Consider the following 12,594-nt stretch of genomic DNA (forward strand, 5'->3'; position numbering starts at 1 on the left):
ACAAGTACTTAACGCAAAACCAATAAAGAAGATTATTTGAACAATAATTTTAATTCTTCTTTGTATGGTATACGTAAATTTTTTTCATCCATAAAAACACCATTTGGTCAGGTTTTAACTAAAATCCATAAAATATCAATAAAAACGTTATTTATAGCAAGCCTCATTAAACCACCAGTTACACAAGTAATAAAATTTATCAGTATCATAAAAGAAGAAAACTGTATATTTTGATAATTTAATATCTATTTATTCATAAAATAGTAATAAAAATACAATTAAACTAATTAATGAGATAATTTTACCGCTAAATCTGTTGGATATTTGTTTAATTTTCACTCGAGATACTATACAGTTACGCTTGATTTCTTGACCAATTAAACAAGTAGAATAACTCCAGCAATGCAATGAATTACTTATTTGGGAGATAACTAGATCTAGAAGATAGATAACTAAATCTAGAAGATAAATAAAAGATATTAACTAGTGACTGTTAAATTTAATTGGCTTAACCGTTGTATTTTAGAATAGTAAGACGGTTTGATTAAGTTTAGAATTAATCATTTTACTTAATCACTTTAGGTGTATATTTAGGAGTTACCTTTATATAACACATTGAATTCTCAACTGTAGTGAAAAACAATACATTAAAAACTTAAATAATAAGATTAAAAATGACGGATAAAAAACAAGGTCAAATAAGAATAAAAAGCCAAGAAAAAATACTCCTTGCTGCACAAGATGAATTTATTTCCAATGGTTATAAAGGGGCAACAGTTCAATCCATTGCAGACCTTGCTGGCTTACCAAAGGCGAATGTTCTTTATTACTTTAAAAATAAAGAAAACATCTATCATGCTGTTTTAGAAAGAACCTTAGACATGTGGGACCAAGGTATTGGCGATATCGTTTATGAAGATGGCCCAAAAGTAGCCATTGAAAAGTTTGTCTCAGCAAAAGTTAAAATGTCTTTTCATCACCCGAAAGCATCAAAAATTTACGCGATGGAAATTATTCAAGGCGCTCAGCATCTGAAAGAATTTGCTCGAACATATTTAAGAAAATGGGTGCGAGATAAATCGAAAATATTTCAACGATGGATTGATGAAGGAAGAATGATCAATATCGAACCTATCAATCTAATTTTTTTAATTTGGTCATCTACTCAGCATTATGCTGATTTTGAAACCCAAATATTAACCATCATGAATCGTGCTGATTATGAAGAAGATGATGTTGAACAAGTCACAGATTTTCTGACTCAATTTATTCTTCGTGGCTTAGAGATACAATAAATGAAAAATTTTTCAATCTTACTTTCCTTGTTATGTTTAACAGGATTTTCTATGAATACGTTAGCAGAAAGCAAAAAAACGCTGAGTCCTATCAGGGTGGCAACCTTTAATGTCAGCATGGAAGCACTAAACTATGTAAAGAGAGTTAAAGGTCAATCGGTAAAAGTCGTTGGCAATGAGCTCAATAAAGCCCTTAAATCAAACCACCAACAAATAAAAAACATCGCAGAAATTATTCAACGAATCAATCCTGATATTATTTTGCTGAATGAGTTTGACTATTCACCTGATGGGGAAGAAATTCAACTTTTTATCAATCAATATTTGAATATTTCTCAACAAGGACAAAAAAAAATCCATTTTCCTTATTATTATCAATCAAGTGTTAATACTGGCGTCAAGACTCCTTTTGATTTAAATGGCGATGGTAAAATAGAACAACCGGCAGACACTTATGGTTTTGGTCATTTCCCAGGTCATTTTGGCATGGTGTTACTCTCTAAATACCCGATTGATGAAGGAAAAATACGAAGTTTTCAAACCTTCAAATGGAAAGATATGCCTAATGCACTACAACCTATGGATCCGCAAACAGGCAAGGCTTGGTATAGTGATGAAGCTTGGCAAGGCTTTCGTTTATCCTCTAAATCACATTGGGATGTACCTGTTATTATTGATGGCAAACAAATTCATCTGTTAGCCAGCCACCCTACACCACCAGTTTTTGATGGACCAGAAGATAGAAATGGTAAACGTAATCACGACGAAATTCGCTTCTGGCATGATTATATCTCTGAAAAAGATAATAGTTATATTTATGATGATAAAGGCCAACATGGTGGTTTAGCAGCACATAGTCCGTTTATTATTCTAGGTGATTTGAACGCTTCAGCTACGGAAGGTGACGCAATAAATGCCAGTATTTCTGCATTATTAAATCATCCGAATGTTCACGATGCTTTACCGGCGAGTCAAGGCGCTAAATTGCATAGTTCAGACAATCCCCTCGCGAAAAACCATACCGCCTACTGGCGAATGAGAGCTGATTATGTATTACCCTCTAAAACAGGGTTTACTCTTCTTAATTCTGGTGTGTTCTGGCCAGAGAAAAATACACCTGAATACCGATTAATTAAAAATAGACAAGCCTCATCAGACCATAGATTAGTTTGGTTAGACCTTGAGATCACAGATTAAAAATTTATAACGGAATTATTCATGAAAAAACTATTACCTACACTGTTAATTACTGCATTTGCAAGTGCTTGTAACGCGAATGCGCCTCTGAATGAATCAGAAATTAAGAGCAATAAGCCACCGATCAACAATGTCATAATGGTGATTGCAGATGGTATGGGACCAGCATATATTACCGCTTATCGTAATTTTGCCGATGATCCAACAACTGAAGTTATAGAACGCACTGTTTTTGATAAATATTACATTGGAACTTCAAGTACTTACCCAGCAAAAATTTCAGGTTATATTACCGATTCAGCTGCGGCGGCAACCGCCTTAGCTACGGGGGTTAAAACTTATAATGACGCAATAAGCGTTGATGTGAATAAACAACCATTAAAAACGGTACTAGAAAGAGCAAAAGAACTTGGCAAAAAAACTGGTGTTGTTGTTACGTCTCAAATTAACCATGCTACCCCCGCGGCATATTTAACCCATAATGAATTACGTGGAAATTATAATGACATTGCTGATAGCTATGTAGATAACGGTTATAAAGCTGATGTATATCTTGGTGGCGGCTGGCGATATTTTATTCGTCAAGATCGCAATTTAGTGAATGAATTTAAAGCCGCAGGATTTCAATATATAGATAACTATCAAGGCTTAGAAACACTCTCTTCAGATAAACCGGTATTGGGTTTATTTGGAAAAACAGGATTGCCTTGGGCATTGGATGATAAAAATCCACATCGCCTTAAAACGATGACAATGTCTGCAATCAAGCAATTAGAAAGTTATCAACCAGAAAACAAGCAAGGTTTCTTTATGTTAATTGAAGCGAGCCAAGTGGATTGGGCTGGACACGCCAACGATATCGCCGCGGCAATGTATGAAATGGATGATCTGGCCAAAACATTCGAGTTTCTAGAACAATATGTTAAAGATCACCCTGACACACTAGTAATTTTAACTGCAGATCATAGTACTGGCGGACTTAGCATTGGTAGAAAAACAGCGAAATCAAATCCTAATATAAGAAGCGGTTATTTATGGCAGCCAGAAATATTACGTACCATGACTTTATCGCCAGAAGCATTTGCTAAACAATTTGAAAAAAGCGATTTATCTATTCATGAAATGAGTGAGTTATTAAATTTTTCAGTAACTCAGCAAGAATTTGAACAACTACAATCCAGCAAAGCTAACGCTGCGGCTACCGTTGAAACTTTTCATAAAACTCCAAAAGAAAGCCGTAAAAGAAAATATCCACCAACCGTATACAGACTAATAGCTGCAACACTTAAAAATATAATTGATGTAAGAACCAATACTGGTTGGGGCGGAATAAGCTCATCGTCAACTCATACCGGTGTAGATGTTCCTGTATATGTCATTGGTAGTGAAAAACAACGTTTTTCAGGGGCCATCGATAACACAGATATTGCAAAAGGTATTTTTTCGATACTTGAAGAAAAATAATCAAGCTTCGGTATAAGATCCCAACATCGATATAAAAAAGGTTAAACATGATGTTTAACCTTTTTTTATAGCAAGAATTGTCAGGTATTATTTTTCAAATTTTATTATTATGACAACACCTTTTTCAGAATTAATAACCACATGGCCACTTACCAACAACGCTTTGCATTAGTGCTCGAATATATAGATAAAAACCTTGAGGATCAAATCAATATCGATCAGTTAAGTAAAATTGCTTGCTTTTCACACTTTCATTTTCATCGTCAATTTAGTGCCTACATCGGCCAACCTGTTCATCAATTTATTCAGCAATCTCGACTCAACAAAGCAGCTTTTCAATTGGTTTATCGACAACAACTGACGGTAGGTGAAATCGCCGAAAAAGCCGTCTTTTCAAATAGCGAATCATTTTCTCGCGCCTTTAAACAGATGTTTAATCAAACGCCAAGTCAATATAGAAAAAAACCTGCATTGCAACCTTGGTTGGAAAATGACCACGGTAATTTACTTAACACGCTCCAAAACAAACAAGCTCAACAACGAAAAGCGAGAGAAAATATGTATAATCAAGCAACTAGCACACGTAACGACAACTCAATTTCAATCGTAAACTTTCCCCACACGACTCTTGCCGTTTATTCACATGTTGGCTCTCCAAGTAAGATTATGGCGAGCGTACAACACTTTATTGCTTGGCGAAAAGCATATCACACGCCACCAAGTCATTCTAAAACCTATAATCTAGTTTATAATGATCCTAGCCACACGCTTGATGACGACTTTCGTTTTGATATTTGTGCGCAAACAGAAAAACCAATTGATAAAAATGAATATGGTGTTTTTAATTTAACTATCCCAGCTGGAAGGTGTGCTAAATATCGCCATATCGGATCCGATCGATTTTTAGCAAAGAGTTTTGATTTATTATATGGTCAATGGTTGCCTCAAAGTGGTGAGCAACTTAGAGATTTTCCCTGTATTTTAGAACGTGTCAAAATGTTTCCCGATGTCGCAGAATCGGAAACAATTATTGATATCTATTTACCGCTTTTATAAAGCCATTGTCATCTCAGCCCTTTAGAACTGAAATATTCTAAGCAATAACAGTACAACTGATATGAAACTAAGTTATGAAATATGTTAATAAAATAGCAATAAATTATAGTTAGAATTAAGCAAGCCTCTATAGATAGGTCTATAATAACAAAAGTTGTAGTTGTTATTGCAAGGAAGCAATGTATGAAGTCCTTACCTCTGTCTATCGTCGAAACTTGGCTTTTTTTAGCTCAAACTCAAGATAACCAATTAGCACAAGCTAAATTCCGCGCTTACCAACAAATAAGAAAACAATTTGGCTCTATGGAATTAGCCCGGTTATATATCGAGCAACAAAAAGATCAACAAATAGAAGTCGTCGTCATTTAATATTTAGCTTATTGAAAACATAAAAAAACTCAACTCATAATGTGTAAACAATATTGAGTTGAGTTTTTCATCAGTACATTAATAATTTACAGCGTCGTTTCAAATAACTTAAAAATGCGACGGTATTCATCTAACCAAGAGCTAGGCTGTACAAAACCATGTGGCTCTACTGGGTAAATAGCCGTTTCAAAATTTTGTTTTTCAAGCTCAATTAAACGTTGAACTAAACGAACGGTATCCTGAAAAAATACATTGTCGTCAACCATAGGCGCATTGATTAATAATGGTTTTTCAAGTCCTTGAGCAAAATAAATAGGCGAGCTTCGTTCATAAGCTATCGCATCATCTTTCGGTGTATTTAATATATTCGAGGTATAACCATGATTATAATAAGCCCAATCTGAGACTAAACGAATAGCAGCACCGGCTTCAAATAAATCAGGCTCTTTAAACATTGACATTAACGTTAAAAAACCACCGTAAGAACCACCATAAGTCCCTATTCTTCTTCGATCAACATTAGCATTATCAATTAACCATTCAACGCCATCACGCATATCTTCTACTTCAGGTTTTCCCATATGGCGATATATAGCGGTGCGCCAATCACGTCCATAACCTTTAGAGGCACGGTAATCCATATCAATGACTACGTAACCTTTTTGTACTAACAAACTATGAAACATAAATTCACGGAAATAACCAGACCAGCCTAAATGTGAGTTTTGTAAATAACCAGCGCCATGGGTAAACATAACCGCTTTATTTTTAGTTTGGTTTTGGTCATAGCCTTTCGGTAAATAAACACGTGAATACACAGGATCATCTTGATAAGAAGATGGTATTGCCACAACTGTGGGTGCAACCCAAGGCAAGCTTAAGAATTTTTCAGAAACGGTATGAGTAATGCGTTTTGCTTTGACTTGCTTGTCAATATTTTTAACATAAAGCTCAGGAGGCATAGTTACCGTTGAATGATTAATCAGTAATTTGCTTTCATCTGGGCTTAATGCGTAATCATTCATTCCACCTAAATCTGTTAAGGCTGTCATGTTTCCCGTATCTATCGCCAATTGATAAATTTCATAAATTCCAGGGTGTTTTTTGTTTGCCTTAAAGATAAAGCGCTTATTATCTTTGGTTAACGTAACATTACTTATTTCAAAGGCGCCAGAAGTTAATTTTTTAGGCTGACCTTTTAATGATTTGGTATAAAGGTGAGAGTAACCAGACTCTTCTGATAAATAATAAAGACTATTATTTATCCAACCAAATTCATTAAAAGCATAATTCACCCATGCATCATCATGTAATCGGTGTTGAGATACTAACTTGTTTTCTAATAAATTAACGGAAGCTAACCATCTGTCTTTGTTATCCCATGCTTCTAATAACAAGGCAACTTGCTTGCCATCCTTATGCCATTGAATAGCATTATTGGTTCTCATCACATGAATATTGCGCGGGGTGTTTTCGCTCTGATAAGTTTTGCCTATTCGGGCATGATTTTCAGTTTTAACATTGGCTAATACATCTTCATCAAAGCCAGGTAAACTTTGGTAACTTAACGGAAATTTCTGTCCTGATTTCAAATCGAGTAAAAACAATGTTTGGCTATATTGACGATTATCAGCAACTCTGTGACGTACTTTTTCTGGCTTAATATGCCCATCTTCAGCAATATAATTTGGCATAATATCACTAGCAGCACGACTTGATTTACTTTTCGCTATTGCCACCACCATTTTATCGCCACTTGGCGACAAACTCGCATGAACAACCCTGTTCCCTTCACCAAAGTAAAACTCACTTTTGGTGATAGTGTTATTTTCTGCTTTAAGCTTTTCGCTTTGTGCATTTTTTAATTGTTTATTGTGTTGAGTAAGCGCAATATATTTCAATAATTTACTTTGCTCTTTCGCGATATAAGAAGTTTCTTTTTCATCCGTATCTGGTGCTTTTTTCATGATCAAACTAGCTAATTCAATAATTTTACTTGTGTTTACATCATGCTCAAAAAATTTATCACCAACCCGATAAGCCACATTGCCATTGCTCAAAAATATCGCCGAACGTTCTATCGCTGAGGTATAGGTAAGTTGTTGAACGAATTGATTAGCTAATTTTTTAAGAAAGACATTACCTTGGTAAACATAAACTTCATGTGTCCCTGCTCGGTTTAACTGTGCATTACGATCAGCATTGATATGCATATTTGACAGTTTAACTTTCTTACCATTACCTTCTGTTTGTAACGTTTTTTTCACCAGATCTCTGAGCGGATTACCTAATTGCTTTTGTTGATATAAAATGGTTTGACTGTCATCTCCCCAATACATACCTTCTGGAGATCGCCCCATCCAATCAGGATCTGCCATAATTTGTTCCAGAGTAATGACATCATTACTTCTCAATTGAGAAACGGTTTGAGACTTAACAACATTCGCGACAGGTGATTTTGGCTCTTTTTCATGAAAGACAGCGCTCACAGCTTGTGTAACTGTGGTTTTACTTGCCGTACTGACAGATTCAGTTTGATTATCAAGGACGGCTTCCGCGGTTTGTTCACCTGTTGTAGTAGTGACACACCCCAACAAAGATAAGCTGATTGCAGCAGAGAGTATTTTTATTTTCATCATAATTATAAAACTTCATTTCATTAAAAAGCGATAAGAATAGTCAGTTAAACCTTAGCGACTTATTAGCCTACTTAGCTAAAACAGACTTTTCCTGTGTGAAAAAACATGATTAAAACCAGCCTATATTTTATTGCGTTATAAATGCAAGCTTTTGCGATTAAATCACAAAATTATCGGTTTATTCGCTTAATTTGATTTTTTAAAAACAGATGAGTGAAATCAGAAATTAAAGGACAATTCTCAAAAAATCCTCCTTTACTACTTATCATTGTTCAAATTTAGATGATCTATAACCATTACAATAACTGTATGTTATAATGCCCTACGCTTTAATTTTCGAGATTTACACGTTTGATTGCTTCAACCCAAATGCCTGCCCAAGATTTATTTTCATACCCTAAATATTGGGCTGAATGCTATGGCACCGCTCCATTTTTACCTATGTCACGTAAGGAAATGGATGAATTAGGCTGGGACAGCTGCGATATCATTTTAGTGACTGGGGATGCTTACGTAGATCACCCAAGTTTTGGTATGGCAATAATTGGACGAATGCTTGAATCTCAAGGATTCAGAGTCGGCATTATCGCACAACCAGATTGGCATTCAAAAGATGCCTTTATGAAATTAGGCAAACCCAATTTATTTTTTGGCGTGACTGCCGGTAACATGGATTCAATGATCAATCGATATACGGCCGAACGAAGAATTCGACACGATGATGCATACACACCAAACGATGAAGGGGGAAAACGCCCAGATCGTGCAGTGACCGTATATACACAGCGCTGTAAAGAAGCTTTCAAAGGCGTACCTGTCATCATTGGCGGCATTGAAGCAAGTTTACGACGAATTGCCCATTACGATTATTGGTCAGATAAAGTTAGACGTTCAGTGTTATTCGACTCGAAAGCCGATTTATTAGTGTATGGTAATGCCGAACGCCCACTGGTTGAGATTGCCCATAGAATAGCCGCAGGTGAAGATGTAAAAGCCATTACTGATGTGAGAGGCAGTGCGTTTTTAGCCAGCCAAGTATTGCCAGGCTGGCACGGCATAGATTCTCGAAATGTAGATAAACCTGGAAAAATTGACCCTATTCATAGCCCGTATCAAGAAATCGATAACGCTAGTTGTAGTGAACAAAAAGCATCATTAGAGAATGAATCGCTAAACACAGATATAACTCAACAGGCACAACCTGTTCAAATAATTGATTTTAAAGCTAAATCACTGCAAAACAAATCATGGAATGACAAAAAGAAACCTTGGTTAAATACCTATATAAATTTGCCAACTTTTGAACAAGTCAAAGACAATAAAATTTTATACGCACACGCTTCTCGAATTTTTCATCAAGAAGTAAACCCTACTTCTGCCAAACCACTAGTACAAAAGCATGGCGATAGAATTATTTGGTTAAATCCACCAGCAACCCCGTTAACTGAAGCAGAAATGGATGGCGTTTTTGGCTTGTCATATCAACGAGTACCTCATCCAAGTTACGGTACCGCTAAAATACCTGCCTATGAAATGATAAAAACTTCCATAAATATTATGCGTGGCTGTTTTGGTGGTTGTACGTTCTGTTCAATAACAGAGCATGAAGGTCGGATTATTCAAAGTCGCAGTGAAGACTCAATCATCAATGAAATTGAAGATATTAAACAAAAAGTTCCGGGATTTACCGGGGTTATCTCTGATCTTGGTGGCCCTACGGCAAACATGTATCAACTGCGTTGTAAAAGTGAAAAAGCCGAAGCCACTTGTAGAAAGCCATCATGTGTTTGGCCAACGATATGTGGACATTTAGATACAGATCACACACCAACCATTAATTTGTATCGCAGAGCAAGAAAAGTTAAAGGGATAAAAAAAGTTTTGATTGCTTCTGGAGTCCGTTACGATTTAGCAATACAAGATCCTGAATATGTTAAAGAATTAGCAACTCATCATGTGGGTGGTTATTTAAAAATAGCCCCTGAGCATACCGAAGAGGGTCCGCTTAATAAAATGATGAAGCCTGGTATGGGCAGCTATGATAAATTTAAAGAAATGTTTGATCATTACTCTAAAGCAGCGGGTAAAAAGCAATATTTAATTCCGTATTTTATCTCTGCTCATCCGGGCACAACAGATATGGATATGGTTAATCTAGCGTTATGGTTAAAAGAAAATGATTTTAAGCTAGATCAAGTACAAAATTTTTATCCGTCGCCATTAGCAAATGCCACGACCCTTTATCACACTGAAATTGATTCATTAAGAAGAGTTAAAAAAGACAGCGAATCAGTGCCTATTCCCAAGGGTACTATACAAAGACGCTTACATAAGGCTATTTTACGTTACCACGATCCTGCTAATTGGGCATTAATTCGAGCAGCTTTAACTAAAATGGGTCTAGCGAGAAAACTTATCGGTTCTAAACCCGGTTGCTTAGTCCCACACGAAACACGTGGTGAAAAAGAGCAACTACATTATAAAAAAAATGGCAAAGGTAAAAACAATGCTTCAGGTTTGAAAACATCCCCTGGACAAAAGAAAAACTCAACACATAAATATGGCAAGCCAGCAAATAGAGGTAAGCAAGGATTAACACGTTTTAGCGAAAATCAATTTGATGATAGAAAGCCTAAAAAGAATCGTTCAAAAAAATAACTTCACCTGCTGGTGAACGTTATTAAGGTGTTCAATCACTAAAAAAGGATACCCTTAGGTATCCTTTTTGCTTTTAAATCAACGTATGTTTAATTGAATAACACTTATAAATTATAACCTGACTCGTCATGCTCATTTAAATCTAAACCTGTGGTTTCTTGCTCTTCAGATACCCTTAAGCCATTAGTCATTAATGCCACTAATTTAAATAATAAATAAGACACTATCGCGGTATAAACAATTGTTGAAAGAATTCCTATCATTTGTACGGTAACTTGCTCAGTCATTGTAGAAATTCCCTCGGCAAAGCCATAGCCACTAAAAGCTCCTAACTCTGCTGAAGAAAAAATTCCGGCCAATAACGTCCCTAAAATCCCACCAACACCATGAACAGGAAAAACATCGAGAGAGTCATCGATTTTTAGTTTTTGTTTAATATAAACCGTGGCATAAAAACACACTAAACCAGCTAATAAGCCAATGATTAGCGCTCCACCAGGTCCAACAAATCCAGAAGCAGGGGTTATCGTACCTAAACCGGCAACCATACCAGTAACAGCACCTAACACACTGGCTTTACCAAACTTTTTCCATTCAATAGCGGCCCAAGTTAACGCCCCCATAGACGCTGAAATATGGGTAACAAGCATCGCCATAGAAGCATCGCCTGATGCTGCTAATGCACTACCGCCATTAAACCCAAACCAACCGACCCATAATAGTCCTGCACCAGTTACTGTCATCGTTAAGTTATGTGGCATCATTGGCGTTTTAGGAAAACCCAATCTAGGGCCTAAAACAACCGCAGCAACAAGCGCAGCCACACCTGCGGTAATATGAACAACCGTTCCTCCGGCAAAATCATATAGTCCCATTTGAGCTAACCAACCACCGCCCCATACCCAATGAGTAATAGGTGCGTAAACAACCAGTAACCATAATGCAGAGAAAAGTAAAACGGCTGAAAATTTCATTCGTTCTGCAAATGCACCAATAATTAACGCAGGGGTGATCACCGCAAATGTCATCTGAAATAACATAAACAAACTTTCAGGAATATCACCACTTAAAGTGTTTTTATCAATACCTATCATCAACACTTTACTAAAATCGCCAATCCAAGCATTGCCTTCACCAAACGCTAAACTATAACCAACAACTAACCATAAAACGGATGAAATACTCGCAATGGCAAAACATTGCATTAAAATAGATAAGATATTTTTACGGCGTACTAAACCGCCATAAAATAAAGCTAGCCCGGGTAATGTCATCAATAACACTAGTGCGGTCGACGTTAATATCCAGGCGGTGTTTGCGCCATTTAAACTATTCTCAGTTGCTGAGCTTGAAAAAGACAACAGTGAAAATAATGACAATAAAATAAATTTGATCATAAAGTTTTCCAGTTATATTTTGTTATTTTTGGCAATTAAAGTGCTTCTTCATCCATTTCACCGGTACGTATTCGAACGGCTTGTTCAAGGTTGGTAACAAATACTTTGCCGTCACCAATTTTACCTGTTCGAGCAGATGCAACGATGGTTTCAATCGTACGTTCAACAAGATCGTCTCGAATGCTAATTTCAATTTTAACTTTCGGAAGAAAATCAATGCTATATTCTGCCCCACGGTACAGCTCTGTATGACCTTTTTGACGTCCGAAGCCTTTTACTTCAGAAATAGTCATGCCATCAATACCAATTTCACTTAAAGCTTCTCTTACATCATCCAATTTAAAAGGTTTGATTATGCTAGTTATTAATTTCATTTGTTCACCTTTAGTGCGCACTAACTTATTGAGATTTAATTTTCACGACAGCATGCACAATTTAAGCCCATTTTTTTAAAAGTTAAATTTCAATAACTTAGCCAAAAACAGAGCCAAAACAACACATTTTATCGCACCACATTTG

General features: G+C 36.1%; 9 protein-coding genes. 6 read left to right on the top strand and 3 right to left on the bottom strand.

Annotated features, from left to right (window positions below):
- Positions 1-674: 674 nt before the first annotated feature.
- The 5 genes from ABXH06_RS14890 (at position 675) to ABXH06_RS14910 (ending at position 5,381) form a co-directional block, all read left to right on the top strand.
- Positions 675-1,295 (top strand): TetR/AcrR family transcriptional regulator, encoded by a 621-nt coding sequence (locus ABXH06_RS14890; protein ID WP_311583621.1) that lies wholly within the window; start codon positions 675-677, stop codon positions 1,293-1,295.
- A gap of 51 nt (positions 1,296-1,346) precedes the next feature.
- Complete coding sequence (locus ABXH06_RS14895; protein WP_353518723.1) at positions 1,347-2,492, top strand: endonuclease/exonuclease/phosphatase family protein; 1,146 nt, start codon at positions 1,347-1,349, stop codon at positions 2,490-2,492.
- Between the two features lie 21 nt (positions 2,493-2,513).
- The gene (locus ABXH06_RS14900; protein WP_353518724.1) at positions 2,514-3,956 is read left to right on the top strand and encodes an alkaline phosphatase; all 1,443 of its coding nucleotides are present in this window, start codon (positions 2,514-2,516) and stop codon (positions 3,954-3,956) included.
- 141 nt (positions 3,957-4,097) lie between these two features.
- Positions 4,098-5,012 carry an AraC family transcriptional regulator gene (locus ABXH06_RS14905; protein ID WP_353518725.1) on the top strand — a complete coding sequence of 305 codons (915 nt, stop codon included), beginning with the start codon at positions 4,098-4,100 and terminating at the stop codon, positions 5,010-5,012.
- 183 nt (positions 5,013-5,195) lie between these two features.
- On the top strand, positions 5,196-5,381 hold the full coding sequence (locus tag ABXH06_RS14910) for a hypothetical protein (protein WP_353518726.1): 186 nt from the start codon (positions 5,196-5,198) through the stop codon (positions 5,379-5,381).
- A gap of 86 nt (positions 5,382-5,467) precedes the next feature.
- Here the strand turns inward: ABXH06_RS14910 and ABXH06_RS14915 are convergent, their stop codons facing one another.
- Positions 5,468-8,017: a S9 family peptidase gene (locus ABXH06_RS14915; RefSeq protein WP_503012500.1), complete on the bottom strand. Its 2,550-nt coding sequence runs from the start codon at positions 8,015-8,017 to the stop codon at positions 5,468-5,470.
- 372 nt (positions 8,018-8,389) lie between these two features.
- Between ABXH06_RS14915 and ABXH06_RS14920 the strand changes: the two genes are divergently transcribed.
- Positions 8,390-10,678 (top strand): YgiQ family radical SAM protein, encoded by a 2,289-nt coding sequence (locus ABXH06_RS14920; RefSeq protein ID WP_353518775.1) that lies wholly within the window; start codon positions 8,390-8,392, stop codon positions 10,676-10,678.
- A 104-nt stretch (positions 10,679-10,782) separates the two neighbouring features.
- On the opposite strand, the gene ABXH06_RS14925 is transcribed toward ABXH06_RS14920, so the two are convergent.
- Together ABXH06_RS14925 and glnK are read right to left on the bottom strand one after the other, a co-directional pair.
- Positions 10,783-12,075, bottom strand: a complete 1,293-nt coding sequence (locus ABXH06_RS14925; protein ID WP_353518728.1) for an ammonium transporter — start codon at positions 12,073-12,075, stop codon at positions 10,783-10,785.
- A gap of 35 nt (positions 12,076-12,110) precedes the next feature.
- A complete protein-coding gene (gene glnK, locus ABXH06_RS14930) occupies positions 12,111-12,449 on the bottom strand; it encodes a P-II family nitrogen regulator (protein WP_311583642.1) in 339 nt (112 codons plus the stop codon).
- Positions 12,450-12,594 lie beyond the last annotated feature (145 nt).

It is taken from the genome of Thalassotalea sp. SU-HH00458, from assembly GCF_040362795.1.
Classification (GTDB): domain Bacteria; phylum Pseudomonadota; class Gammaproteobacteria; order Enterobacterales; family Alteromonadaceae; genus Thalassotalea_H; species Thalassotalea_H castellviae.

Excerpts from the sequence above, each read along its gene's own strand:
- ABXH06_RS14890 (WP_311583621.1), top strand. The coding sequence starts at position 675 with ATGACGGATAAAAAACAAGGTCAAATAAGAATAAAAAGCCAAGAAAAA.
- ABXH06_RS14895 (WP_353518723.1), top strand. The coding sequence starts at position 1,347 with ATGAATACGTTAGCAGAAAGCAAAAAAACGCTGAGTCCTATCAGGGTG.
- ABXH06_RS14900 (WP_353518724.1), top strand. The coding sequence starts at position 2,514 with ATGAAAAAACTATTACCTACACTGTTAATTACTGCATTTGCAAGTGCT.
- ABXH06_RS14905 (WP_353518725.1), top strand. The coding sequence starts at position 4,098 with ATGGCCACTTACCAACAACGCTTTGCATTAGTGCTCGAATATATAGAT.
- ABXH06_RS14910 (WP_353518726.1), top strand. The coding sequence starts at position 5,196 with ATGAAGTCCTTACCTCTGTCTATCGTCGAAACTTGGCTTTTTTTAGCT.
- ABXH06_RS14915 (WP_503012500.1), bottom strand. The coding sequence starts at position 8,017 with ATGAAAATAAAAATACTCTCTGCTGCAATCAGCTTATCTTTGTTGGGG.
- ABXH06_RS14920 (WP_353518775.1), top strand. The coding sequence starts at position 8,390 with ATGCCTGCCCAAGATTTATTTTCATACCCTAAATATTGGGCTGAATGC.
- ABXH06_RS14925 (WP_353518728.1), bottom strand. The coding sequence starts at position 12,075 with ATGATCAAATTTATTTTATTGTCATTATTTTCACTGTTGTCTTTTTCA.
- glnK (WP_311583642.1), bottom strand. The coding sequence starts at position 12,449 with ATGAAATTAATAACTAGCATAATCAAACCTTTTAAATTGGATGATGTA.